A 23805-nucleotide genomic window follows, 5' to 3' on the forward strand; every position below is an offset into this window, starting at 1 on the left:
GCGGGCGGTATGGAGAGCGCCGCTCTCCATACGGGCGGTGCCGGGGCCGGTACGGAGCGGTCCGGCGAGACGGACGCGGACGGCGCCGCTCTCCCCGCTCCTCCGGAGACGCCCCCGCCGGGAATGTCCTGGAACCGGGTCGCCCTGCTGGGCGCGGCGGTGGCCGCGGCCGTACTCCTCCTCAGCCGGTTCGTGCTCCAGCCGTTCCAGATTCCCAGCGGTTCCATGGAGCCGACCCTTCAGGTCGGGGACCGGGTGCTGGTGAACAAGCTGGCGTACCGCTTCGGATCGGAGCCCCGCCGGGGCGAGCTGATCGTCTTCGACGGCCGGGGCTCCTTCGTCGGGGAGACGGCCGGGGGGAATCCGGTCGCGGCCGCCGCCCGGGGCGCGCTCGCCGCGGTCGGGCTGGCGGAGCCGGACGACACCGACTTCGTGAAGCGCGTGGTGGGGGTGGGCGGCGACCGGGTGGTCTGCTGTGACAAGGGCGGCGGGCTGCGGGTGAACGGCGCGGTGCTCGACGAGAAGAGCTATCTGCACCCCGGCGACCGCCCCTCCGATGTCCCGTTCGACATCGTCGTCCCCCCGGGCACCCTGTGGGTGATGGGCGACCACCGCAGCAGATCGGTGGACTCCCGCGATCTGCTGGGGAAGCCCGGCGGCGGCATGGTCCCGGTGGAGAAGGTCATCGGCCGGGCGGAGTGGATCGGCTGGCCGCTGGGGCGGTGGAGCTCGCTCGACGGCGGCGGCGCGGTGTTCGGCCGCGTACCGCAGGCCCCGGGGACACCGGGAGACGGCGGTGGGTAGGCGGGGACGTCCCCCGGGCCGGCGCGACGATGCCGGGCTGCCCGCCGGAACCGGGCCCGCCGGCGGCGGAGCTCTCCCGGGCGGCCGGGCGGAGCGGCGCAGACTCGCCCGCAAGGTGCGGCGCAAGCGGCGCAGGTCCGTGGTCACCGAGATCCCGCTGCTGCTGGCGGTGGCGCTGGCGATCGCGCTGATCCTCAAGACCTTCCTCGTCCAGGCGTTCGTCATCCCCTCCGGGTCGATGGAACAGACGATCCGCATCCAGGACCGGGTGCTGGTGGACAAGTTCACGCCGTGGTTCGGGTCGAGGGCCGAGCGCGGGGACGTCGTGGTGTTCAAGGATCCCGGCGGCTGGCTCCAGGCGGAGGCCGCCCCGGCCGGGAACGACGACCCGGTGGTCGTCAAACAGATCAAGCAGGGGCTCACCTTCATCGGTGTGCTGCCCTCCGACGACGAACAGGATCTGATCAAGCGGGTGGTCGCGGTCGGCGGGGACACCGTGAAGTGCTGTGATCCGCAGGGCCGGATCACGGTCAACGGCGTACCGCTGAGCGAGCCCTATCTCCACCCGGGTAACACACCGTCGGACCGGAAGTTCGAGGTCGCGGTCCCGCCGGGGCGCCTCTTCGTCCTCGGGGACCACCGGTCCAACTCCGCCGACTCGCGTGCCCACCTCGACGGGGAGGACCGGGGTACGGTGTCGGAGGACGAGGTGGTCGGCCGTGCCGTGGTGATCGCGTGGCCGATGCGCCACTGGCGCACCCTGGAGGAGCGCGAGACCTTCGCGTCGGTGCCGGACGCGGCGGCCGGATCGACCGGGTCACCAGCGCTGTCGAATAGTCTGTCCTATCAGGATCGCAATGGAATGGTCCTGCTCCCGACCCCTGCGGAACTCCCGCTCGTTATGGGAGTAGTGGGCCTGCTTCTTGTTCGGAGCAGGCGGTTCGCACGAGTGAGGAGTGGATGTGGGGGACGTGGCGGTCGGCGCACGGTCCGGACACGAGCAGCCGGAGGAACGGCCGGGGAATCCCGCCGGGACCTCCCCGCACGTGACGGGCGACGATCCGTCGGGGCAGCCCCCGGCAGATGACGGTCCCGGCGACGGAGCGTCGGACGGGGGTGACGGCGGGGAGCAGCGCAAGCACCGGTCCTTCTGGAAGGAGCTTCCGCTGCTGATCGGTATCGCGCTGATTCTCGCGCTGCTGATCAAGACTTTCCTGGTGCAGGCGTTCTCGATTCCCTCGGATTCGATGCAGAACACCCTCCAGCGGGGCGACCGGGTGCTGGTCGACAAGCTCACCCCGTGGTTCGGCTCGGAGCCCGAGCGCGGAGAGGTCGTGGTCTTCCACGACCCGGGCGGCTGGCTGGACGGCGAGCCCACCCCGGATCCGAACGCCTTCCAGAAGTTCCTCAGCTTCATCGGCCTGATGCCGTCGGCCGAGGAGAAGGACCTGATCAAGCGGACGATCGCGGTCGCCGGTGACACCGTGGAGTGCCGCAAGGGCGGCCCGGTCAAGGTCAATGGGAAGGCGCTCGACGAGCCGTACATCTTCCCCGGCAATTCGGCCTGCGACGATCAGCCGTTCGGCCCCTTCAAGGTGCCGAAGGACCGGATCTGGGTGATGGGCGACCACCGGCAGAATTCCCGGGACTCGCGGTATCACGTGGAGGATGTCAACGGCGGCTTCGTGCCGGTCGACGAGGTCGTCGGGCGTGCCTTCGTGGTGGCGTGGCCGATCAACCGCTGGTCGACCCTGCCGATCCCGTCCACCTTCGATCAGCCGGGTCTCAACGCGGCGGCCTCGGCCGCCGCGGCGGGTGCTCCCCTGGCGATGGGCACGCTCGGCGCGCTGCCCATCGTGCTCTGGCGCCGCAAGAGGCTGACCGCGGGCGATACCGCCAGGTAGGGTGCCGTCCCGGACCTCCGAGCAGGGGAGCGGGATGGCAGCAGCAGGACGCGAGAACAACGGCCGCGGCCGCCTCGGCAGTGCACTGTCGGGTGTGGCCGTGGCCGTCGGTTTTGTGCTCTTCCTCGGCGGCTTCATCTGGGGCGCCGTGATCTACCAGCCGTACACCGTACCGACCGATTCCATGTCTCCCGCCGTGCGGGCGGGGGACCGGGTGCTGGCCCAGCGGGTGGACGGCGACCGGGTGCGGCGCGGCGACATCGTGGTCTTCCGGGACCGGGAGTGGAGCGATGTCCTCATGGTGAAGCGCGTGGTGGGTGTCGGCGGGGACACCGTGGCCTGCTGTGGTGCGGGCGGCCGGCTGACGGTCAACGGCGAACCGGTCGACGAACCGTATCTGAGCTCCGGCGGGCCGGCCTCCGCCGAGAAGTTCACCGCGGATGTGCCCGATGGACAGCTGTTTCTGCTGGGCGACGAGCGCACGGGCTCGCTGGACTCGCGCTCCCGGCTCCAGGAGGCGGGCGAGGGGTCGGTGGCGCGTTCGTCGGTAGTGGGACGGCTGGACGCGGTGGCCTGGCCGCTGCCCGGTGAGGTACTGGAGCGGCCGGGGGGCTTCGCCCGGCTGCCGGGCGGGGTCTCGGAGGTCGGCCCGATACGGCTGATCACCTCCTCCGTACTGCTCGGAGCGGCACTGATCGTCGGCGGCGCCGCGTACGGGCCGGTCGTGGAGCGCCTCGCGCGCAGGGCGGGCGGGCAGGGGCGGGGAGGGGCGGCGGATGCCGGATGACGAGGCGCGGCGGCCGGCCGGCCCGCCGCAGGGCTCTCCCGGTGACGCGGGCCCGGTGGCGGGGCGTCCGCTGCGGCGGGTGGCGCGGGTGGTTCTGCTCGATCCCCGGGACCGGGTGCTGCTGATGCACGGCTGTGAACCCGGTGATCCCTCCGACGACTGGTGGTTCACCCCCGGCGGCGGGCTGGAGGGCTATGAGACCCGTGCGGAGGCCGCGCTGCGCGAGCTGGCGGAGGAAACCGGGATCACGGAGGTCGAGCTCGGGCCGGTGCTGTGGCGGCGGATCTGCTCCTTTCCCTTCGACGGGCGCCGCTGGGATCAGGACGAGTGGTACTTCCTGGCACGTACGGAACAGACCGTCACCGCCCCCGGCGGGCTGACGGAGCTGGAGCTGCGGAGTGTCACCGGGCTGAGGTGGTGGACTTCCGCCGAACTGTCGGCGGCGCGTGAGACGGTGTACCCGACCAGACTCGCCGAGTTGCTGCGCACGCTGCTCGACGAGGGCCCTCCGAGCACACCTGTGGTTCTCGCCCCCGAAATCGTTTAGGGGTCCGGGGCCCTGGAGCACAATGGGGGGACGCACGGCTGAAGGGGAACATGCCATGAGCGCCGAGGACCTCGAGAAGTACGAGACCGAGATGGAGCTGAAGCTCTACCGGGAGTATCGAGACGTCGTCGGGTTGTTCAAGTACGTGATCGAGACCGAGCGCCGTTTTTATCTCACCAATGACTATGAGATGCAGATCCACTCCGTACAGGGCGAGGTCTTCTTCGAGGTCTCCATGGCGGACGCGTGGGTCTGGGACATGTACCGACCGGCTCGATTCGTCAAGCAAGTGCGTGTGCTCACGTTCAAGGACGTGAATATCGAGGAGCTCAACAAGAGCGATCTCGAACTTCCCGGCGGCTGACACCCCGGCGCCGGCGGCTGACGCCCGGGCTGCCCGGCCGGCGGGTGGCCGGTATCCGGGGTGACGGAGTTATCCACAACGGCCCGGTTGTCCACCAAGATCCACAGCCGGGCCGCGCAGGCGTCACTCTCGGTACCGGAGGTGGTGCCGGGATGAACGCTACGGGGGCACTCGGACGGTACGGTGAGGAACTGGCGGCGCGGCTGCTGGCGGACGCCGGCATGACGGTTCTCGCGAGGAACTGGCGGTGCGGGCGGGCGGGGGAGATCGACATCGTCGCCCGCGACGGCGACACCGTGGTGGTGTGCGAGGTCAAGACCCGCAGAGCGGGCGGCTTCGAACATCCGATGGCGGCGGTCACCCCGGCCAAGGCCGGCCGGCTGCGGCATCTCGCCGCCTGCTGGCTGGAGCGGCAGGGGGTACCGCCGGCGGGCGGGGTCCGCATCGACCTCATCGGCATCGTGCTGCCACCGCGCGGCGCACCGCGGATCGAGCATGCGCGGGGAGTGGCCTGATGGGGTTCGCCCGCGCGTGTTCCGTGGCGCTGGTGGGCGTCGAGGGCGTGGTCTGCGAGGTCCAGGCCGATCTGGAGCCCGGGGTGGCCGCGTTCACCCTGGTCGGCCTCCCGGACAAGAGCCTGGTGGAGAGCCGCGACCGGGTCAGGGCGGCGGTCGTCAACTCCGGGGAGCAGTGGCCCCAGAAGAAGCTGACGGTCGGCCTCAGCCCGGCATCCGTACCCAAGAGCGGGAGCGGATTCGATCTCGCCGTCGCGGCCGCCGTGCTGGGCGCGGCCGAGCGGATCGATCCCCGGGTCATCGCGGAACTGATGCTCATCGGGGAGCTGGGTCTCGACGGCCGGGTGCGGCCGGTGCGCGGGGTGCTGCCCTCGGTGCTCGCCGCCGCCGAGGCCGGATACCGCCAGGTGGTGGTGCCCGAGCCGACCGTCGGCGAGGCATCGCTGGTCCCCGGCGTCTCGGTCCTGGGCGTACGCACCCTGCGCCAGCTCATCGCGATCCTGGCCGATGAACCCGTCCCGCACGAGGAACCACTGCCCGAGGGCAGCCCGGACCCGCTGCTGGCCGGGCTGATGGTGCCCGGCGCCGGGGTCGGCACAGGTCTCGTGGCGCCGGCCGAACCCCCCGACCTGGCCGATGTCGCCGGTCAGCACAGCGCGCGGCGGGCCCTGGAGGCCGCCGCGGCCGGCGGCCACCATCTGATGCTGCACGGCCCGCCCGGTGCCGGGAAGACCATGCTGGCGGAGCGGCTGCCCGGCGTGCTGCCACCGCTGACCCGCCGGGAATCCCTGGAGGTCACGGCCGTCCACTCGGTCGCGGGCATCCTGCCGCCCGGCCGGTCCCTGGTGCGGACGCCGCCCTACTGCGCACCGCACCACTCGGCCACCATGCCCGCCCTCGTCGGCGGGGGGAACGGCCTGCCCCGGCCCGGAGCGGTCTCGCTCGCCCATCGCGGGGTGTTATTTCTTGATGAAACACCCGAATTCACCTCCAAAGCCCTGGATGCCCTGCGGCAGCCACTGGAATCCGGACAGGTGGTGGTCGCCCGCAGCGGGGGAGTGGTCCGGCTGCCCGCCCGATTCCTGCTCGTCCTCGCCGCCAACCCTTGCCCCTGCGGCCGCCACACACTGAACGGCGCCGGATGCGAATGCCCGCCCGCGGCCGTCCGGCGCTATCAGGCCCGGCTCTCGGGCCCGCTCCTCGACCGGGTCGATCTGCGCGTCCGGGTCGAACCCGTCAGCCGCGCCGAGCTGCTGGGCCGCACCGGTCCGGGGGAGTCCACGGCCGCGGTCGCCGCCCGGGTGCGGGAGGCCCGCGAGCGCGCCGCCGCCCGGCTGCGGGAGACCCCGTGGCAGGTCAACAGCGAAGTACCCGGGCATGAGCTGCGCACCCGCTGGCAGGTCGGCCCGGGCGCCCTCGGCGCTGCCGAGCGCGATCTGGAGCGCGGCCTCCTCACCGCCCGCGGCCTCGACCGGGTCCTCCGGGTCGCCTGGACCCTCGCCGACCTGGCGGGCCGCGACCGCCCCGGGGCACCCGACGTCGATCACGCCCTGGAGCTGCGCACCGGCGTCCCGCGCGGCACCGCCGCCGCCCGAGGGGGCCACCGGTGAGCCCCGACGGCCGCACCACCCCGGCAGCGGAGGCCGAGCGGATCGCCCGGGCGGCCCTCACCCGCGTGATCGAACCCGGTGACGAACAGGTCGGCGCATGGCTGCTGCGGCACGGAGCCCGGAAGCTCCTGACCCTGCTCGGCACGGCCGATCCGGACCCCGGCGCCCTGCCCGGCGCCGGCCCCCGCCGCCTCGCGGGCCTGCGGGCCAGGGCGGACGCCGCCGACCCCCGCCGTGACCTGGACACCGCCGCCGCGGCGGGCGGTCGGTTCATCTGCCCCGGCGACCCGGAGTGGCCCACCCAGCTGGACGACCTGGGCGCGGCCCGCCCCGTCGGGCTCTGGATCCGGGGCGGCTTCGATCTGCGGCACTGGGCGCTGCGCTCCGTCGCCGTCGTCGGCGCCCGGGCATGCACCCCCTACGGCGCGTACATGGCGGCCACCCTCGGCACCGGGCTCGCCGAGCGGGGCTGGACCGTGGTCTCCGGGGCGGCCTTCGGCGTCGACGGTGCCGCCCACCGGGGCGCACTCGCCGCGAACGGGGCCACCGTCGCCGTACTCGCCTGCGGAGTCGACACGGTCTATCCGCGCGGCCACGCCGAACTCCTCGGCCGGATCGCCGAACAGGGCCTGATCATCGGCGAATTACCGCCGGGCGACCACCCCACCGCGAGCAGATTCGTCCTCCGGAACCGGCTCATCGCCGCGCTCACCAGAGGCACGGTCGTGGTGGAGGCCGAGCACCGCAGCGGATCACTGGTCACCGCACGCAGAGCCCAGTCGCTCGGCCGTCACACCATGGGAATCCCCGGCCCCGCCACCAGCGGTCTCTCCGCCGGGGTCCACGAGCTGCTGCGCGGGGAGGCGGTGCTCGTCACCGACGCCGCCGAGGTGGCCGAACTCATCGGCGACATGGGCGAACTCGCCCCCGCCCGGCGGGGTCCGGTGCTCCCCAGAGATCTGCTCGCCCCCGCGACCGCCCGGGTACTCGAAGCCCTCCCCGCCCGGGGCGCGGTCACCGGACCGCGTCTCGCCCGGGAGGCGGGCACCTCGCTCGACGAGACCCTCGGCAGGCTCCAGGAACTCCACGGTCTGGGGTTCGTCGAACGAATCGGCGACACGTGGCAGTTGACACTCCGTGCGATCCGCCGCCGGCCCGCCCGGTGAAACGACAACCGGTATGGATCATTCGGGTGAAATGGTGATGACAGCACCCCGTGCCGACCGGCCCGGGAAGCCCGCCGGGCCGGAGTGCGGCCGGCTTCCCCGGCCAGTGGGCACGGGCCGGGAAGGCCCCTGAGCGCGATACCCCCGCAGAGGGGTCATCCCCTGAACTTCGCCCACCGCAATCGCATAGTCACGCTACGCTCACCATTTCCGGCCCAAGACGCTCCCCGCCCCCTCCCGAGTCCCCTCACAGCAGAACGGCTCAAGGCAACGCATGCCCCAGCACATCTCCGGGTCTGACCGCGCGGCAGCGCCCCCCGCCGCCCGCGGCGCCGTGCGGCCCCCCGCTCCCACCTCGCTGGACGAGCTGTGGCGGTCGTACAAGTCAACGGGAGACGAGCGGCTGCGCGAGCAACTGATCCTGCACTACTCGCCGCTGGTCAAATATGTCGCCGGCCGGGTGAGCGTCGGCCTGCCGTCCAATGTGGAGCAGGCCGACTTCGTCTCCTCCGGGGTCTTCGGTCTCATCGACGCCATCGAGAAGTTCGACATCGAGCGGTCCATCAAGTTCGAGACCTATGCGATCACCCGGATCCGCGGCGCCATGATCGACGAGCTCAGGGCGCTCGACTGGATCCCGCGCTCCGTCCGCCAGAAGGCCCGTGCGGTGGAACGCGCGTACGCCACCCTGGAGGCCCAGCTCCGGCGCACCCCGTCGGAGACCGAGGTCGCCGCCGAGATGGACATCGCGGTCGAGGAACTGCACGCGGTATTCAGCCAGTTGTCCCTCGCCAATGTCGTCGCCCTGGAGGAGCTGCTGCATGCGGGCGGCGAGGGCGGCGACCGGCTCAGCCTGATGGACACCCTGGAGGACACCGCCGCCGACAATCCGGTCGAGGTCGCCGAGGACCGGGAGCTGCGCAGACTCCTCGCCCGCGCCATCAACACCCTCCCGGACCGGGAGAAGACGGTGGTCACCCTGTACTACTACGAGGGACTCACCCTCGCCGAGATCGGCAATGTGCTCGGGGTCACCGAGAGCCGAGTGAGCCAGATTCACACCAAATCGGTCCTCCAGCTGCGCGGGAAGCTCGCCGACATGGGCCGTTGACGGCCGAATCGTCGCTCGCTCTTGCGGGTATCCGTAAAGTGGAGACGTGCCCAGGATTCGAGCGGCCTCAGTGGCCGAGCACCGGACCATGCAGCGCGACGCCCTGCTCGACGCCGCGCGATCCCTGCTGTCCGAGGGGGGTACGGAGGCGCTGACCTTCCCCGCCCTCGCCGAGCGCACCGGTCTGGCCAGGTCGTCCGTGTACGAGTACTTCCGCTCACGGGCAGCGGTCGTCGAGGAGCTCTGCGCCGTCGACTTCCCCGTCTGGGCGGCGGAGGTCGAGTCCGCCATGGAGCGGGCCGACACGGCCGACGGCAAGATCGAGGCGTATGTCCGCCGGCAGCTGGAACTGGTCGGGGACCGCCGCCACCGTGCCGTGGTCGCCATCTCCGCCAGTGAGCTGGACGCCGGTGCGCGGGAGAAGATCCGGGCCGCACACGGCGGGCTCATCACCATGATCGGCGAAGCCCTGCTGCTGCTCGGCCATGAGCAGCCGCGACTGGCCGCGATGCTCCTCCAGGGCGTCGTGGACGCGGCGGTCCGCCGCATCGAGCTCGGCGCGGCGGAGGACCCCCGGGTGATCGCGGACGCGGCGGTGTCGATGGCGCTGCGCGGCGTCACCGCCCCCTGACCGGGGCCTCCCCCCCGCCCCCCCGCCCCCTCCCTCCCCCCCCACCCCCTCAGGTTCAGCTTCGGGGCGGCGGCGCGTGCCCCCGCGCCGCGGGTGTCCCGCGACCCCCGCCGCCCCCTCGGCCCCGGTGCCGGCGGCGTAACGGATCCGTGCCCGCGCCCGCCGCCGGCGGGGCGGACGTCAGGGGGAGCAGCCGGGACGGGGCCGGGCGCAGCAGGATGAGCGGATTGGCGTACACGCCGTCCCTGATCAGCCCCCAGTGCAGACAGCCCGCCGCGCAGTGCGAGCCGCCCGCTTCGGTGACGCCCACCCGTTGGCCCGCCCGTACCGCCGTGCCCGCCGGGAGGAGCGCGGTCACCGGCTCATGGGTGAGACGCGGCGGCGGCCGTTCCGTACCCCCGGCCGGTCCGCCGAGGGCGATCGTCAGTACGCCGCGGCCCGCCACCCGGCCGGCGAAGACGATCCGGCCGCCGGCCGCCGCGCGTACCCCGGTCCCCGGCGGGGCGGCCAGATCGACACCCCGGTGACCTCTCCCGTACGGCGAGGGGGGAGGTTCCCAGCCCCGTACGACCCGAGGACGCGGCGGACCCACCGGCCAGACACGATCCGTCCCCGGAGCCGGGCCCGGGGCCGGGCCCGGACTCCTGCCCGCGAACACCCCGGCAGCCGCCACCGGGGCGGCACCGGCGCCCGCCCCCGCCCCCGCCCCGCCGGGCGCCGGCGGTGAAACCAGCAGCGACGCCAGAAGAACGGGAGCCCACCGGACCTGCCGGACCCACCGGACCTGCCGGGACGGAGGCCGGCCCCGCGCCCGAATCCCCGGTCCGGCCCGCGGGAACAGCCGGGCGGACGGGATCCGGGAATCGGGGGATGGCGGCGGGAAGGGCATCGGCACGGGTGCCGGAGGGCTGCGGTACATGTGCCATACGGTGCCCCGGGGGACCGGTATCGAGTGGATCATGGTCCGTAACTGTGGATTACCGGCTGGTTGTGGACAGTGCCGTCACCCGGAGGTGTGCGGGTCCCGTACACTTCTTCTGGCGATCCGGGTCACCGGGTCGACTTCGCACGCCCCGCCACCAGCTCGCTTTCCGCAGTCGGTGGCCGCGCCCCTCGGTCCCTCGTGGCACGGCGCGCCGGGGCGTCAGGTACATAACCGAGAACCCAAGGAGATACGGCCATGGCCGTCGTCACGATGCGGGAGCTGCTGGAAAGCGGCGTCCACTTCGGTCACCAGACCCGCCGCTGGAACCCGAAGATGAAGCGCTTCATCTTCACGGAGCGCAACGGCATCTACATCATCGACCTGCTCCAGTCGCTGTCGTACATCGACCGCGCCTACGAGTTCGTCAAGGAGACCGTCGCCCACGGCGGCTCCATCATGTTCGTCGGCACCAAGAAGCAGGCCCAGGAGGCGATCGCCGAGCAGGCGACCCGCGTGGGCATGCCCTATGTCAACCAGCGCTGGCTCGGTGGCATGCTGACCAACTTCTCCACCGTCTACAAGCGTCTGCAGCGCCTCAAGGAGCTCGAGCAGATCGACTTCGAGGATGTGGCCGCCTCCGGCCTCACCAAGAAGGAGCTGCTGGTTCTCTCCCGCGAGAAGGCCAAGCTGGAGAAGACCCTCGGCGGCATCCGCGAGATGCAGAAGGTGCCGAGCGCCGTCTGGATCGTCGACACCAAGAAGGAGCACATCGCCGTCGGTGAGGCGCGCAAGCTCCACATCCCGGTCGTCGCGATCCTCGACACCAACTGCGACCCCGACGAGGTCGACTACAAGATCCCGGGCAACGACGACGCGATCCGCTCCGTCACCCTGCTCACCCGCGTGATCGCCGACGCCGTCGCCGAGGGCCTCATCGCCCGTTCCGGCGTCGCCACCGGTGACTCCAAGCCGGGCGAGAAGGCCGCCGGCGAGCCCCTCGCCGAGTGGGAGCGCGACCTGCTCGAGGGTGGCGAGAAGAAGGCCGAGTCCGACGAGGCCGCCGAGAAGCCGGCCGAGGACGCCGCCGCCGAGGCGCCCGCCGCCGACGCCCCGGCCGCCGAGGCCGAGGCTCCCGCCGCTGCCGAGGCCGAGGCGCCCGCCGCCGACGCCGAGCAGGGCTGACCTCGCCGTACAGCTTCGGTAGGTGAATGACGGGGGACGGTGCCACTGGCACCGGCCCCCGCCGCTCACCCGTGGATCACCGGCCGCCCCCCGGACCGGCAGATCTTCGACTTTCGACTTTCGAGAAGAGATTCAGGGACATGGCGAATTACACCGCCGCTGACGTCAAGAAGCTGCGTGAGCTGACCGGCGCCGGCATGATGGACTGCAAGAAGGCGCTCGTCGAGGCCGACGGCAATGTCGACAAGGCCGTCGAGCTCCTCCGCGTCAAGGGCCAGAAGGGCGTCGCCAAGCGCGAGAGCCGCAGCGCGGAGAACGGCGCCGTTGTCGCCCTCATCTCCGACGACAAGACCTCCGGCGTTCTGCTGGAGCTGAAGTGCGAGACGGACTTCGTCGCCAAGGGTGACAAGTTCCAGACCGTCGCCAACACGCTGGCCGCGCACGTCGCCGCGACCTCCCCGGCGGACCTCGACGCGCTGCTCGCCTCTGAGATCGAGGCCGGCAAGACCGTCCAGGCGTACGTCGACGAGGCCAACGCCAACCTCGGCGAGAAGATCGTCCTCGACCGCTTCGCGCAGTTCACCGGCGGGTACGTCGGTGTCTACCTGCACCGCACCATGCCCGACCTCCCGCCGCAGGTCGGCGTCCTGGTCGAGCTGGACAAGGCCGGTGACGAGGCCGCCGTCATCGCCAAGGACGTCGCGCAGCACATCGCCGCCTTCTCGCCGCAGTACCTCAACCGTGACGAGGTTCCGGCCGAGGTCGTCGAGAACGAGCGCCGCGTCGCCGAGGCCACCTCGCGTGAGGAGGGCAAGCCCGAGGCCGCCCTCCCGAAGATCGTCGAGGGTCGCGTCAACGGCTTCTTCAAGGAGGTCACCCTCCTCGACCAGCCGTTCGCGAAGGACAACAAGAAGTCCGTCAAGAAGGTTCTTGACGAGGCCGGTGTCGAGCTGAAGCGCTTCGCGCGCATCCGCGTCGGCGCCTGAGCGAATACGGCGAGTACGCGATCGGCCGGGGAGCCCGATAGGGTTTCCCACGCAGTCATCGGCCGTGTGTGCCCTCGGGCGCCACGACGTTGAGGCGCCGGACGACCGCAGATCTGACGAGGAGGCCATTGCCGGGCAGGGACACAGCACCCAGCGGCAGTGGCCTTCTTCGTATGTGCACGAGGAGATCTCCATGAACAAGGGCGCGGACGCCAACAAGGCTGCCGGCGACAACAGCCACCACGACGGGAACCATGAAGTGAAGAATGCCGGGCGCTTCATGCTCAAGCTCTCCGGCGAGGCGTTCTCCGGGGGCGGGGGACTCGGTGTCGATCCCGACGTCGTCCACGCCATCGCCCGCGAGATCGCCGCGGTGGTCCGCGACGGGGCCGAGATCGCCATCGTCATCGGCGGCGGCAACTTCTTCCGCGGCGCCGAGCTCCAGGTCCGCGGCATGGACCGGGCGCGCTCGGACTACATGGGCATGCTCGGCACCGTGATGAACTGCCTCGCCCTCCAGGACTTCCTGGAGAAGGAGGGCATCGACTCCCGCGTCCAGACCGCCATCACCATGGGCCAGGTCGCGGAGCCCTACATTCCGCTGCGCGCCGTGCGCCACCTGGAGAAGGGCCGTGTCGTCATCTTCGGCGCCGGCATGGGCATGCCCTACTTCTCCACCGACACCACCGCGGCCCAGCGCGCCCTGGAGATCGACGCCGAAGCCCTGCTCATGGGCAAGAACGGCGTCGACGGAGTGTACGACTCCGACCCCAAGGCCAACCCGGACGCGGTGAAGTTCGACGCGCTGGAGTACGGCGAGGTCCTCTCCCGGAACCTCAAGGTCGCCGACGCCACCGCCATCACCCTCTGCCGCGACAACGATCTGCCGATCCTCGTCTTCGAGCTTCTCGCCGAGGGCAATATCGCGCGGGCCGTCAAGGGTGAGAAGATCGGCACCCTCGTGAGCGACCAGGGCACCCGGGGCTGAGACCCCGCTGCCCCCGGGTACTCCCGGGATTCCCGGGACGGCCGTCCGGGGATGGACAAAGCCCTGCCGGTCGGACACCGTGCAGGGTCAAGACGCGACACACGTTCCGCCCGCCCAGGTGCACACGCCGGGCCCACTCAAGACACGCAGGAGCAAGTGGTGATCGAAGAGACCCTCCTCGAAGCCGAGGAGAAGATGGAGAAGGCCGTTGTGGTCGCGAAAGAGGACTTCGCCGCGATCCGCACCGGGCGTGCGCACCCGGCGATGTTCAACAAGATCGTGGCCGACTACTACGGCGCGCTGACCCCGATCAACCAGCTGGCCTCGTTCTCGGTGCCGGAGCCGCGGATGGCCGTGGTGACCCCGTTCGACAAGAGCGCGCTGCGCAACATCGAGCAGGCGATCCGCGACTCGGATCTGGGCGTCAACCCCAGCAATGACGGCAACATCATCCGGGTGGTCTTCCCCGACCTCACGGGGGAGCGCCGCCGCGAGTACATCAAGGTCGCCAAGACCAAGGCCGAGGACTCGAAGATCTCGATCCGCTCCGTGCGCCGCAAGGCCAAGGAGGCCATCGACAAGCTCGTCAAGGACGGCGAGGTCGGCGAGGACGAGGGCCGCCGTGCGGAGAAGGAGCTCGACGACACCACCTCGAAGTATGTGGCGCAGGTCGACGAGCTGCTGAAGCACAAGGAAGCCGAGCTGCTCGAAGTCTGATGAACGACTCTTCCTGGGGAGCCGCGCAGAGAGCCGGGTTCGTCGGAGAATGGCCGCCGACCGACCAGGGCTCTGCCTCGGCGGGTCCCGCGTACGATGTGCATCCCGCACAGCAGACTCGGCCCATGCCCATCGTGCCGGACTTTCCCGACGCAGGTAGAGACGCCGAACACCCTGATGGCCGACCCGGCCACGACGACCGCGACCGTCGCGACGACCGTGACCAGGGGACCGCTCGGCTGAGCGGCCCCCTGTTCCGCGACGAGACTCCGCAGCCGCCCATGCCCGCCGCCCCGCAGCCGGCGCCCGAGCCGCCGCGGAGCAGGCGCGCGGGCAGCCGCCCGGCCGGCCCCGCGGGGCGGGCGGAGCGCGAGGAGCGGGAGAACCGGGACATGCGCGAGAAGCGGGAGAAGCGCGCGAAGAAGAGCGCCGGCCGCGATCTGCGGGCGGCCATAGGGGTGGGTGTCGGCCTCGGCGCGGTGATCGTGGCCTCGCTCTATGTCGTTCAGGCCGTCTTCATCGGCGTGATCGTGATCGCCGTGGTGGTCGGGCTCTGGGAGCTCACCAGCCGGCTGCAGGAGCGCAAGGACATCAAGGCGCCGCTCGTACCGCTCGCGGTCGGCGGCGCGGCGATGGTGGTCGCCGGGTACGCCCGGGGCGCCGAGGGGGCCTGGGTCGCCATGGCGCTCACGGCGCTGGCCGTGCTCGTCTGGCGGATGACGGAGCCTCCCGAGGGATATCTCAAGGATGTCACCGCGGGGATCTTCGCCGCCTTCTATGTGCCCTTCCTGGCGACCTTCGTGGCGCTGATGCTCACCGCGGAGGACGGACCCGACCGGGTCCTGACCTTCCTGGTGCTCACCGTGGTCAGCGACACCGGTGCGTACGCGGTGGGCTGGCGCTTCGGCAAGCGCAAGCTGGCACCGCGCATCAGCCCCGGGAAGACCCGTGAGGGTCTGCTGGGGGCGGTGGCCTTCGCGATGGCTGCGGGCGCGCTCTGCATGGAGTTCCTGATCGACGGCGGCACCTGGTGGCAGGGGCTGCTGCTGGGCCTCGCCGTCGCGGTCAGCGCCACCCTCGGTGACCTGGGCGAATCGATGATCAAGCGGGACCTGGGCATCAAGGACATGGGGAGGCTGCTCCCCGGTCACGGCGGCATCATGGACCGGCTCGACTCGCTGCTGCCGACGGCGCCGATCGTCTGGCTGCTGCTGGTGATCTTCGTCGGCTCCGGATGACCAAGTGACCGGATGACCGGGTGACCAAGTGACCGGGTGTACGCGTACGCGGGTCCGGTGAACGCGCACGCGGGCCCTGCGGGGAACGCGCGCGCGGCCGGGGCGGGACCGGGTGCCGGTGCTCCCGGCCCGTGCAGGGCAAGCGGCTGACCTGCATGTTTTCCACAAGAGGCTCGTTATCCACAGGGTGGCGAGCCTCTTGTCGTATCTCTGCGACACTGGATGCACCATGCCCAAGCCCGGAGAACTCACGTTTGTCGCGCCCCGCGGAGCCAAGAAGCCGCCGCGGCACCTCGCCGACCTCAGCCCCGCCGAGCGCAAAGACGCCGTGGCCGCGATCGGCGAGAAGCCGTTCCGCGCCAAGCAGCTCTCGCAGCACTACTTCGCCCGGTACACCCACGACCCGGCCCAGTGGACCGACATCCCGGCCGCTGCCCGGGAGAAGCTCGCCGCCGAGCTGCTGCCCGATCTGATGTCCGTTGTCCGGCACATCTCGTGCGACAACGACACCACCCGCAAGACACTGTGGCGGCTCCACGACGGCACCCTCGTCGAGTCGGTGCTCATGCGCTACCCGGACCGGGTCACCATGTGCATCTCCTCGCAGGCCGGCTGCGGGATGAACTGCCCCTTCTGCGCCACCGGCCAGGCCGGACTCGACCGCAATCTCTCCACGGCGGAGATCGTCCACCAGATCGTGGACGGCATGCGCGCCCTGCGCGACGGCGAGGTCCCCGGCGGCCCGGCACGGCTCTCGAACATCGTCTTCATGGGCATGGGCGAGCCGCTGGCCAACTACAACCGTGTCGTCGGCGCCATCCGGCGGCTGACCGACCCCGAGCCGGACGGCCTCGGCATCTCCCAGCGCGGGATCACCGTCTCCACCGTCGGCCTGGTCCCCGCCATGCTGCGCTTCGCCGACGAGGGCTTCAAGTGCCGCCTCGCCGTCTCGCTGCACGCCCCGGACGACGAGCTGCGCGACACCCTCGTCCCGGTCAACACCCGCTGGAACGTCCGCGAGGTGCTGGACGCGGCCTGGGAGTACGCGGAGAAGTCCGGCCGCCGGGTCTCGATCGAGTACGCCCTGATCCGCGACATCAATGACCAGGCATGGCGGGGCGATCTGCTGGGCCGGCTGCTCAAGGGCAAGCGCGTCCATGTGAATCTGATCCCGCTCAACCCCACCCCGGGGTCGAAGTGGACCGCCTCCCGCCCCGAGGACGAGAAGGCGTTCGTCGAGGCCATCGCCGCCCACGGGGTGCCGGTGACCGTCCGGGACACCCGGGGCCAGGAGATCGACGGCGCCTGCGGCCAGCTCGCCGCCGCGGAGCGCTGACGCGGACCGCCGCCGCACCGGACCCCGCGGCCGGTACGGGACCGAACAGGTCCCGTACCGGCGTCTGCCGCCCCGCGGGGCCGCCCTGTACGCTGGGCTCGAACATCCACATGGATGACATCTGCATACATTTTCCGACAGGGGAGCGCCACAGCGCTGAGAGTGCGGCCGTCGCAGGCCGCAGACCCTCTGAACCTCGCCCGGGTCATTCCGGGTAGGGAGTTCGGTCATTACTCAAGCTGTTGCGCCCTGCCCGCGCTCCCTTCCCGGGAGCCGGTCAGGGCCGCGTCTCTTCCTGGTCACACCCAGGAGGAATTCAGTGATCTCAGTGAGCATGAGCGGCACCAGGAGAATCACGGCCACCGCGGTCGTCACCGCGCTGGGCGTCACCGTCCTCGCGGCCTGCGGCGGCGAGGCGGAGAAGGACGGCGCGGGCGGCGAGAAGTCCAAGACCGTCACCCTCGTCAGCCACAATTCCTTCAACGCCTCCGAGTCGGTGCTCAAGGCATTCACCCAGCAGACCGGCTACACGGTCAAGGTGCTCAAGAGCGGTGACGCCGGGGCCGCCCTCAACAAGGAGATCCTGACCAAGGGCTCCCCGCAGGGCGATGTCTTCTTCGGCGTCGACAACACCCTGCTCTCCCGCGCCCTCGGCCAGGGCCTGTTCACCTCCTACCGGGCCAAGGGCCTGGACCGGGTGGTGCCCGAGGTCCAGCTGGACAAGGCGAAGAACCGCGTCACCCCCATCGACACCGGCGATATCTGCGTCAACTACGACAAGAAGTACTTCGCGGACAAGAAGCTGGCCCCGCCGAAGACCTTCGACGATCTGGCCGACCCCGCCTACCGGAATCTGCTGGTGGTCGAGAACGCCGCGACCTCCTCGCCCGGCCTCGGCTTCGTCCTCGGCACCATCGCGAGGTACGGCGACAGCGGCTGGCAGGAGTACTGGAAGAAGCTCAAGGCCAATGGCGTCAAGGTCGTCGACGGCTGGGACCAGGCGTACAACGAGGAGTTCTCCGGCTCCGCCGGCGGCAAGAAGGCCAAGGGGGACCGACCGCTGGTCGTCTCCTACGCCTCCAGCCCCCCCGTGGAGGTGCTCTACGCCGAGCCGCAGCCGAAGGTGGCGCCCACCGGTGTCGCCACCGGCACCTGCTTCCGGCAGATCGAGTTCGCCGGACTGCTGAAGGGCGCGAAGAACGAGGCGGGCGGCAAGGCCCTGCTGGACTTCATGATCTCCAAGCAGTTCCAGGAGGACATGCCGCTCAACATGTTCGTCAATCCCGTCGTCGAGGGCGCGAAGCTGCCCGCGCTCTTCACCGAGCACGGCGAGCAGGCCGACCGGCCCGGCACCATCGCCCCCGACCGCATCACCGACAACCGTGAGCAGTGGATTCAGACGTGGTCCTCGCTCGTCGTGAAGTAGCCGGGCCCGAGGCCGGGGCCGCCGCACCCGCACCACAGCGGCGGCCCCGGCACGGGACCGCGGCCCGGCTCGGCCTGCTGGCCGTGCCCGCCGCCTTCTTCGCGGTCTTCTTCGCCTACCCCGTCGCCGCCATCGCGGGCCGCGGCCTGCGGATCGGCGGGGCCTGGCAGTTCGACCGGATCGGCGAGGTGCTGGGCCGCGCCGACCTTCAGCGTGTGCTCTGGTTCACCACCTGGCAGGCCCTCGCCTCCACCGCGCTCACCCTGCTGATCGCCCTGCCCGGCGCGTATGTCCTGGCCCGGTTCGACTTCCGGGGCAAGGGGCTGCTGCGCGCCGTGGTGACCGTCCCCTTCATCCTGCCCACCGTGATCGTCGGCACCGCCTTCCTGGCACTGCTGGGACGCGGCGGACTCCTGGACGAGCTCTGGGGCATCCGGCTGGACACCACGGTCTGGGCGATCCTGCTCGCGCATGTCTTCCTCAACTACGCGGTGGTCGTCCGGACCGTCGGCGGGCTCTGGTCCCAGCTCGACCCCCGCCAGGAAGAGGCCGCCCGGGTGCTGGGCGCCGGGCGGTTCACCGCCTGGCGCCGGGTCACCCTCCCCGCGCTGGCGCCCGCCGTGGCCGCCGCCGCGCTGATGGTCTTCCTCTTCACCTTCACCTCCTTCGGCGTGGTCCAGATCCTCGGCGGACCCACCTACGCCACCCTGGAGGTGGAGGTCTACCGGCAGACGGCCCAGCTCCTCGATCTGCGCACGGCGGCCGTTCTGACCCTGGTGCAGTTCGCGGCCGTCGGCACCGTCCTCGCCCTGCACGCCCGCACCGTACGGAAGCGGGAGAGCGCCCTGCGGCTGGTGGACCCCGCCTCGACCGCCCGCCGGCCGCGCGGATTCGGCCAGAAGGCGCTGCTCGGGGGCGTGCTCGTCACGGTCGCGCTGATGCTGGCGCCCCTGCTCGTGCTCGTCGAACGCTCCCTCAGCACCTCCGAGGGGTACGGCTTCGGCTACTACCGCGCGCTCACCACCGTGGACGAACGCGGCGGCGCCTTCCTCGTACCGCCGATCGACGCCATCGGGAACTCCCTCCAGTACGCGGTGGCCGCCACCGTCATCGCGCTGGTCGTCGGCGGGCTCGCCGCGGCGGCGCTCGCCCGTCCCGGCGGACGGCTGCTGCGCGGCTTCGACGGGCTGCTGATGCTGCCGCTCGGGGTCTCGGCCGTGACCGTCGGATTCGGTTTTCTGATCACTCTGGACGAGCCGCCGCTCGATCTGCGCACCTCCTGGATCCTGGTGCCGCTGGCGCAGGCCCTGGTCGGGGTCCCCTTCGTCGTACGCATCATGCTGCCCGTGCTCCGGGCCGTGGACGGGCGGCTGCGGGAGGCCGCGGCGGTGCTGGGCGCCTCCCCGCTGCGGGTGTGGCGCGAGGTCGACTTCCCGATGGTGCGCCGGGCCGCGCTGATCGCGGCGGGTTTCGCCTTCGCCGTCTCGCTCGGTGAATTCGGCGCGACCGTCTTCATCGCCCGCCCCGACAATCCGACCCTCCCGGTGGCCGTCGCCCGGCTGATCGGCATGCCCGGGGAGCTCAACTACGGCCAGGCGATGGCCCTCTCCACCATTCTGATGGTGGTGTGCGCGGCGGCGCTGCTGCTGCTGGAGCGCTCCCGCGGGCGCGGTACTTCCTCAGGCTCAGGAGAATTCTGATGGCTCTGCTCGGACTCGACCAGGTGACCGTGCGGTTCGGGGAGCGGGCGGCGCTCGACGCGGTCGGCCTCGAGGTCGCCGAGCACGAGATCGTCTCGGTCCTCGGCCCCAGCGGCAGCGGCAAGTCCACCCTGCTGCGGGTGGTCGCCGGGCTCCAGCCCCTGGACGCCGGCCGGGTGCTGCTCTCCGGCGCCGACCAGGCCGGGGTACCGGTCCACCGGCGCGGGGTCGGCCTGATGTTCCAGGACCACCAGCTCTTCCCGCAGCGCGATGTCGGGGGGAATGTCGCCTTCGGGCCGCGGATGCACGGCGTCGGGCGGGCCGAGCGCGACCGCCGGGTGGCCGAGCTGCTGGAACTGGTCGGCCTCCCCGGCGCCGGGCGCCGGGCCATCACCTCGCTCTCCGGCGGAGAGCAGCAGCGGGTGGCGCTGGCGCGGGCGCTCGCCCCCGAACCCCGGCTGCTGATGCTGGACGAACCGCTCGGACAGCTCGACCGGGGCCTGCGGGAACGCCTGGTCGGCGAATTGCGCGGGCTCTTCGGACGGCTGGGCACCACGGTGCTGGCCGTCACCCACGACCAGGGCGAGGCCTTCGCCCTCGCCGACCGGGTGGTGGTGATGCGGGACGGCCGGATCGCCCAGACCGGTACCCCGCTGGAGGTCTGGCGCAGGCCCGCCGACGAGTTCGTGGCGCGCTTCCTCGGCTTCGACAATGTGGTCGGCGCGACGGTCGGCGGCGGTGCCGCGGAGACGGTCTGGGGCCGGATCCCGGTGCCGAAGGACTCGCCCGGCGGCGAGCGCCGGGTGCTGGTGCGCCCCTCGGGGGTACGGGTCACCTCCGCGTCCGAGGGCCTGCTCTGCACGGCCGAGGCGTGCACCTTCCGGGGCGACCATGTGGCCGTCCGGCTCCGCCCGGAGACCGGCCCACCGCTGGAAGCCGAGATTCCGCTGGTGGACGCGCCGGAGCGGGGTGCCCGGGTGGGGGTCGTCTTCGCCCCGGACGCCGTGGTGGTGCTGGGCGCGTAGCGCCGGGGGTGCGCGGCGGGCGCGGGCGGCTGTGTTCAGTGCCGGGCCCTGCCGGTGCCCCGTGGCCGGGAGGCGCACGGCGGAGTGCATGCCTCCGCGATGGCCAGGCTGTCCTCCACCACCAGATACCCCGTGATCAGACCGCCGTGGACGGTGAGCCGCATCGCGAAGGGGGAGCTGAACCGCTTTCCGGTGCTGATCACGGTGCCGGCGAGAGAGCCGCTGAGCATCGCCGCCGTCCCCTCCACGACGATGGTGTCGACGGAGGTCCCCGCCGGATCGGCCCGCTGCCCCGCCGCCAGCTCCCTGAAGTGATCGGCGACATCGGCCCGGGTGTGCCGGGGGCGGATCCACGGCACGGCCGGGTTGTCGGCGATGGTCCAGTCGACCCGCTCGGCGAAGAGCTCGGCGATCCGCTCGGGGTCGCCCTCCCGAAGCCGGCCGAGAAAGGCCATGAGGGTGGCGCGGGTCCGCTCGGTGGTGTCGTCACGGCCGGCGGCCGGGGCGTCTGCGGTGTGGTGGTCCGTGGTCATCGGGTCCCCTCGGGCTCGTCGGCTGACGGGACGATCCTCGCGGGCCCGGCGGACGGGGTCGATTACCCCGGAGGTCATCGCGCGGGGCCGGCCGGGGCGGGTGGCCCCGGCCGGGCCCATCCGCCGGCCCGGCTCTCCGGGCGTTCGGCCGAACCCGTCCGGCCGGGGGCGGGCGGGCGGGCCGGCCGAACGGGCCGGGTGCCGGAGCAGGGTCCCCCGCCGCCGGAGCGGATCCGGTCCGCCGTCCGGGCACCGCCGGCGGTGCCCGGGGCGGTCGCGCCGGGGCTCAACCGTCAGCGCCGCCGAGGCCCGCCGGGCCCGTGCTCAGGACGTCAGCGGTGCCGCCGCCAGGGTGGCCACCGCCCAGGTCAGCGGTGCCAGGATCACCACCAGTGCGACGATCCGCAGCAGCGCGGCGGTGCGCAGCGCACCCGCCGGAGCACCCAGGCGGCGCAGTTCGCCCATGACCGGGGCGCGGTCGACCCGGGCCTCGGCCGCCGAGGTGATCAGCGTCGCCGTCGTGCAGGCCACGACTAGCCAGGCGCCCGCGGCGGTCAGCGGGCCGAAGGGGCGCGGGCCGGCGCCGTCCAGTGTCCAGGCCGCGATCAGCGCGGAGGCGACCGCGCACACCACGCCCAGCGGGCGGCCGATCCGTCCGGACTCCGCCATCAGCACGCGTCCGGCCAGCAGCCGGACCGCGCCGGGGCGGGCGCTCTGGAGAAGACGGCCGCAGAAGTGCGTCAGCGCGGGCCCCGCGACCGCCAGTCCCACGGCGGTGAGCACCCAGCCGATCAGCACCCCGGCCGGATGCGCGCCGAGCTCACCGGGGAGCGGGAACGCCTTTCCCGTACCGCTGCGCGCCGCGTAGGTGCCGATGGCGAGTCCGGCGGCGGTCAGGGCACAGCCCCACGGCAGCCCGCCCGGTGTCTCCTCCGCGCCCCGCCGCACCGCCGGCGGAGCCTTCGCCGGCTCGCCGCGCGGGCGCAGGACCAGCGCGGTGGCCGCCGACGCGGTGAGCGGGACCAGCGCCAGCAGGGTGAGGGTGGCCGCGAGCGGCAGCGGCCGGCCCGCGGCGAGTACCTCGGCCGCCGTCCCGCCGGGCGGATCGCCGCGCAGCCGGAGGAAGAGCAGCAGCGCGAGGACGCTGCCCAGCGCCGCGGAGAGCGCGGTGGAACCGGCGGCGAGCGCGGCGAGGCGCCCGGGTCCGAGACCGAGGGCGGAGAGTCCGGTACGGGGCCGGGTGCCCGGGTCCATCCGGGCCACCACCACGGCCAGGTAGACCGCGGCGGCGAGCGGGACCGCACACCACATCAGCCGCCGGCCGCCCGCCGGGTCACCGGGGTGGGCCAGCGCGTACGCCAGCGCGGAGAGCAGCAGAAATCCGACCCCGGCCGAGGCCGCCGCGACCAGCAGCCGGCGGAGCAGCGCGGGCGGCGAGGCGCCGCGGGCTAGACGGAGAGCGAGCATGCCGCGAGACCCTCCGTGTCGCCGGCGGCCGGGGAGCCCGTCCGGCCACCGTCCACCAGGGTGATCGTGCGGTCGGCGAGTGCCGCGATCTCCGGATCGTGGGTGGCGAGGACGACGGCGGTCCGCTGGGTGCGGGCCACCGCGAGCAGGGTCCGCAGCACCAGCGCCCGGTCCGCGCGGTGCAGGGCGGCGGTGGGCTCATCGGCGAAGAGGACCGCGTGGGTGGCGGCCAGGGCGCGGGCGACGGCGATCCGCAGCGCGTCCGGCCCGCTGAGCGCGGCCGGTCTGCGGCGGGCGACGGCGTCGGCGTCCAGCCGCTCCAGCCACTCCATGGCGGCGGCCCTGGCCCGCTTGCGCGGGGTGCCGCGGAGCAGCAGCGGCAGCGCCGCGTTCTCCCAGGCCGTGAGCTCGGGTACGAGGCCGGGATCGGAGCCGAGCCAGCCGAAGCTCTCCCGCCTCAGCCGCTCGCGACGGAGCGCGGAGAGGGTGTGCACGGCGCGGTCCCGGAACCAGACCTCGCCCTCGTCGGCGACGGTCTGGCCGCTCAGACAGCGCAGCAGGGTGGTCTTCCCGCTGCCGCGCGGGCCGCACACGGCGAGGATCTCCCCCTCCCGGACCGCGAGCGAGACCCCGGTGAGCGCCGGCGATCCGTTGTGGGCGTGGCGGAGGGAGTGTGCCCGGATCACATCGTTGTCCGGCGGGGCGGCCATGGCGTGCACCTCGGTTCTGATCAGATCCGTCCGCCCCGAACGGGGGAACGGCTCAGTGCCGATCGGTCACTCGCACGCTAGGCAGCCGGATGCGGGGTCCGGGTAACCACACGGCCCGGGTGCGCGCCATCCA

Annotated in this window: 24 protein-coding genes and 1 riboswitch; of the genes, 20 read left to right on the plus strand and 4 right to left on the minus strand. The window is 72.2% G+C overall.

What is annotated here, in order from left to right:
* The first annotated feature begins 9 nt into the window (after positions 1–9).
* The 11 genes from lepB (AAFN69_RS26040) (at position 10) to AAFN69_RS26090 (ending at position 9439) form a co-directional block, all read left to right on the plus strand.
* Positions 10–804 carry a signal peptidase I gene (gene lepB / locus AAFN69_RS26040; protein ID WP_347731298.1) on the plus strand — a complete coding sequence of 265 codons (795 nt, stop codon included), beginning with the start codon at positions 10–12 and terminating at the stop codon, positions 802–804.
* Complete coding sequence (gene lepB, locus AAFN69_RS26045) at positions 797–1891, plus strand: signal peptidase I (RefSeq protein ID WP_347731191.1); 1095 nt, start codon at positions 797–799, stop codon at positions 1889–1891. The genes lepB (AAFN69_RS26040) and lepB (AAFN69_RS26045) overlap by 8 nt, the downstream gene beginning before the upstream one ends.
* Positions 1776–2708, plus strand: coding sequence for a signal peptidase I (gene lepB / locus AAFN69_RS26050; protein ID WP_347731192.1), 933 nt, complete (start codon positions 1776–1778; stop codon positions 2706–2708). Before lepB (AAFN69_RS26045) ends, lepB (AAFN69_RS26050) begins: the two co-directional genes overlap by 116 nt.
* A gap of 34 nt (positions 2709–2742) precedes the next feature.
* Positions 2743–3495, plus strand: a complete 753-nt coding sequence (gene lepB / locus AAFN69_RS26055; RefSeq protein WP_347731193.1) for a signal peptidase I — start codon at positions 2743–2745, stop codon at positions 3493–3495.
* Positions 3485–4042 (plus strand): NUDIX hydrolase, encoded by a 558-nt coding sequence (locus tag AAFN69_RS26060; RefSeq protein ID WP_347731194.1) that lies wholly within the window; start codon positions 3485–3487, stop codon positions 4040–4042. Before lepB (AAFN69_RS26055) ends, AAFN69_RS26060 begins: the two co-directional genes overlap by 11 nt.
* Positions 4043–4097: 55 nt before the next feature.
* Entirely contained in the window at positions 4098–4406 is a 309-nt protein-coding gene (locus AAFN69_RS26065; protein ID WP_347731196.1) for a DUF2469 domain-containing protein, read from the plus strand.
* A 152-nt stretch (positions 4407–4558) separates the two neighbouring features.
* A complete protein-coding gene (locus AAFN69_RS26070; protein ID WP_347731197.1) occupies positions 4559–4921 on the plus strand; it encodes a YraN family protein in 363 nt (120 codons plus the stop codon).
* Positions 4921–6531, plus strand: coding sequence for a YifB family Mg chelatase-like AAA ATPase (locus AAFN69_RS26075; RefSeq protein ID WP_347731199.1), 1611 nt, complete (start codon positions 4921–4923; stop codon positions 6529–6531). Before AAFN69_RS26070 ends, AAFN69_RS26075 begins: the two co-directional genes overlap by 1 nt.
* Positions 6528–7697, plus strand: a complete 1170-nt coding sequence (dprA, locus tag AAFN69_RS26080; protein ID WP_347731200.1) for a DNA-processing protein DprA — start codon at positions 6528–6530, stop codon at positions 7695–7697. Before AAFN69_RS26075 ends, dprA begins: the two co-directional genes overlap by 4 nt.
* Before the next feature lie 274 nt (positions 7698–7971).
* On the plus strand, positions 7972–8808 hold the full coding sequence (gene whiG / locus AAFN69_RS26085) for an RNA polymerase sigma factor WhiG (RefSeq protein ID WP_347731201.1): 837 nt from the start codon (positions 7972–7974) through the stop codon (positions 8806–8808).
* 70 nt (positions 8809–8878) lie between these two features.
* On the plus strand, positions 8879–9439 hold the full coding sequence (locus AAFN69_RS26090; RefSeq protein ID WP_347731299.1) for a helix-turn-helix domain-containing protein: 561 nt from the start codon (positions 8879–8881) through the stop codon (positions 9437–9439).
* Positions 9440–9494: 55 nt separating this feature from the next.
* Here the strand turns inward: AAFN69_RS26090 and AAFN69_RS26095 are convergent, their stop codons facing one another.
* Entirely contained in the window at positions 9495–10031 is a 537-nt protein-coding gene (locus tag AAFN69_RS26095; RefSeq protein WP_347731202.1) for a M23 family metallopeptidase, read from the minus strand.
* Between the two features lie 588 nt (positions 10032–10619).
* Here AAFN69_RS26095 and rpsB point away from each other — a divergent pair.
* The 9 genes from rpsB to AAFN69_RS26140 all read left to right on the plus strand — a co-directional run bounded on the left by rpsB (position 10620) and on the right by AAFN69_RS26140 (position 20962).
* A complete protein-coding gene (gene rpsB, locus AAFN69_RS26100) occupies positions 10620–11546 on the plus strand; it encodes a 30S ribosomal protein S2 (protein WP_347731203.1) in 927 nt (308 codons plus the stop codon).
* A gap of 140 nt (positions 11547–11686) precedes the next feature.
* The gene (gene tsf / locus AAFN69_RS26105; RefSeq protein WP_347731204.1) at positions 11687–12532 is read left to right on the plus strand and encodes a translation elongation factor Ts; all 846 of its coding nucleotides are present in this window, start codon (positions 11687–11689) and stop codon (positions 12530–12532) included.
* Positions 12533–12725: 193 nt separating this feature from the next.
* Positions 12726–13520, plus strand: a complete 795-nt coding sequence (gene pyrH, locus AAFN69_RS26110; protein ID WP_347731205.1) for a UMP kinase — start codon at positions 12726–12728, stop codon at positions 13518–13520.
* 159 nt (positions 13521–13679) lie between these two features.
* On the plus strand, positions 13680–14237 hold the full coding sequence (gene frr, locus AAFN69_RS26115; RefSeq protein ID WP_347731206.1) for a ribosome recycling factor: 558 nt from the start codon (positions 13680–13682) through the stop codon (positions 14235–14237).
* On the plus strand, positions 14237–15475 hold the full coding sequence (locus AAFN69_RS26120; RefSeq protein WP_347731207.1) for a phosphatidate cytidylyltransferase: 1239 nt from the start codon (positions 14237–14239) through the stop codon (positions 15473–15475). The genes frr and AAFN69_RS26120 overlap by 1 nt, the downstream gene beginning before the upstream one ends.
* A gap of 229 nt (positions 15476–15704) precedes the next feature.
* On the plus strand, positions 15705–16811 hold the full coding sequence (gene rlmN / locus AAFN69_RS26125) for a 23S rRNA (adenine(2503)-C(2))-methyltransferase RlmN (RefSeq protein WP_347731208.1): 1107 nt from the start codon (positions 15705–15707) through the stop codon (positions 16809–16811).
* 129 nt (positions 16812–16940) lie between these two features.
* Positions 16941–17050: riboswitch (TPP riboswitch) on the plus strand.
* A gap of 95 nt (positions 17051–17145) precedes the next feature.
* Positions 17146–18237 carry a thiamine ABC transporter substrate-binding protein gene (locus AAFN69_RS26130; RefSeq protein WP_347731300.1) on the plus strand — a complete coding sequence of 364 codons (1092 nt, stop codon included), beginning with the start codon at positions 17146–17148 and terminating at the stop codon, positions 18235–18237.
* 77 nt (positions 18238–18314) lie between these two features.
* Complete coding sequence (locus AAFN69_RS26135) at positions 18315–19937, plus strand: iron ABC transporter permease (protein ID WP_347731301.1); 1623 nt, start codon at positions 18315–18317, stop codon at positions 19935–19937.
* Complete coding sequence (locus tag AAFN69_RS26140; RefSeq protein ID WP_347731209.1) at positions 19937–20962, plus strand: ABC transporter ATP-binding protein; 1026 nt, start codon at positions 19937–19939, stop codon at positions 20960–20962. Before AAFN69_RS26135 ends, AAFN69_RS26140 begins: the two co-directional genes overlap by 1 nt.
* Before the next feature lie 35 nt (positions 20963–20997).
* Here the strand turns inward: AAFN69_RS26140 and AAFN69_RS26145 are convergent, their stop codons facing one another.
* The 3 genes from AAFN69_RS26145 to AAFN69_RS26155 all read right to left on the minus strand — a co-directional run bounded on the left by AAFN69_RS26145 (position 20998) and on the right by AAFN69_RS26155 (position 23672).
* Positions 20998–21495, minus strand: a complete 498-nt coding sequence (locus tag AAFN69_RS26145) for a nuclear transport factor 2 family protein (RefSeq protein WP_347731210.1) — start codon at positions 21493–21495, stop codon at positions 20998–21000.
* A 324-nt stretch (positions 21496–21819) separates the two neighbouring features.
* On the minus strand, positions 21820–22962 hold the full coding sequence (locus AAFN69_RS26150) for a hypothetical protein (protein ID WP_347731211.1): 1143 nt from the start codon (positions 22960–22962) through the stop codon (positions 21820–21822).
* A complete protein-coding gene (locus tag AAFN69_RS26155; protein ID WP_347731212.1) occupies positions 22944–23672 on the minus strand; it encodes an ATP-binding cassette domain-containing protein in 729 nt (242 codons plus the stop codon). The genes AAFN69_RS26150 and AAFN69_RS26155 overlap by 19 nt, the downstream gene beginning before the upstream one ends.
* Between the last annotated feature and the right edge of the window lie 133 nt (positions 23673–23805).

The sequence above is a fragment of the Streptomyces sp. CAU 1734 genome (assembly GCF_039888735.1).
Lineage (GTDB): Bacteria > Actinomycetota > Actinomycetes > Streptomycetales > Streptomycetaceae > Streptomyces.

Bases quoted from the DNA above. Each gene is read 5' to 3' on its own strand.
- lepB (WP_347731298.1), top strand. From the start codon at position 10: ATGGAGAGCGCCGCTCTCCATACGGGCGGTGCCGGGGCCGGTACGGAG.
- lepB (WP_347731193.1), top strand. From the start codon at position 2,743: ATGGCAGCAGCAGGACGCGAGAACAACGGCCGCGGCCGCCTCGGCAGT.
- AAFN69_RS26060 (WP_347731194.1), top strand. From the start codon at position 3,485: ATGCCGGATGACGAGGCGCGGCGGCCGGCCGGCCCGCCGCAGGGCTCT.
- AAFN69_RS26065 (WP_347731196.1), top strand. From the start codon at position 4,098: ATGAGCGCCGAGGACCTCGAGAAGTACGAGACCGAGATGGAGCTGAAG.
- AAFN69_RS26070 (WP_347731197.1), top strand. From the start codon at position 4,559: ATGAACGCTACGGGGGCACTCGGACGGTACGGTGAGGAACTGGCGGCG.
- AAFN69_RS26075 (WP_347731199.1), top strand. From the start codon at position 4,921: ATGGGGTTCGCCCGCGCGTGTTCCGTGGCGCTGGTGGGCGTCGAGGGC.
- whiG (WP_347731201.1), top strand. From the start codon at position 7,972: ATGCCCCAGCACATCTCCGGGTCTGACCGCGCGGCAGCGCCCCCCGCC.
- rpsB (WP_347731203.1), top strand. From the start codon at position 10,620: ATGGCCGTCGTCACGATGCGGGAGCTGCTGGAAAGCGGCGTCCACTTC.
- tsf (WP_347731204.1), top strand. From the start codon at position 11,687: ATGGCGAATTACACCGCCGCTGACGTCAAGAAGCTGCGTGAGCTGACC.
- pyrH (WP_347731205.1), top strand. From the start codon at position 12,726: ATGAACAAGGGCGCGGACGCCAACAAGGCTGCCGGCGACAACAGCCAC.
- AAFN69_RS26120 (WP_347731207.1), top strand. From the start codon at position 14,237: ATGAACGACTCTTCCTGGGGAGCCGCGCAGAGAGCCGGGTTCGTCGGA.
- rlmN (WP_347731208.1), top strand. From the start codon at position 15,705: ATGCCCAAGCCCGGAGAACTCACGTTTGTCGCGCCCCGCGGAGCCAAG.
- AAFN69_RS26130 (WP_347731300.1), top strand. From the start codon at position 17,146: ATGAGCGGCACCAGGAGAATCACGGCCACCGCGGTCGTCACCGCGCTG.
- AAFN69_RS26140 (WP_347731209.1), top strand. From the start codon at position 19,937: ATGGCTCTGCTCGGACTCGACCAGGTGACCGTGCGGTTCGGGGAGCGG.
- AAFN69_RS26145 (WP_347731210.1), bottom strand. From the start codon at position 21,495: ATGACCACGGACCACCACACCGCAGACGCCCCGGCCGCCGGCCGTGAC.
- AAFN69_RS26150 (WP_347731211.1), bottom strand. From the start codon at position 22,962: ATGCTCGCTCTCCGTCTAGCCCGCGGCGCCTCGCCGCCCGCGCTGCTC.
- AAFN69_RS26155 (WP_347731212.1), bottom strand. From the start codon at position 23,672: ATGGCCGCCCCGCCGGACAACGATGTGATCCGGGCACACTCCCTCCGC.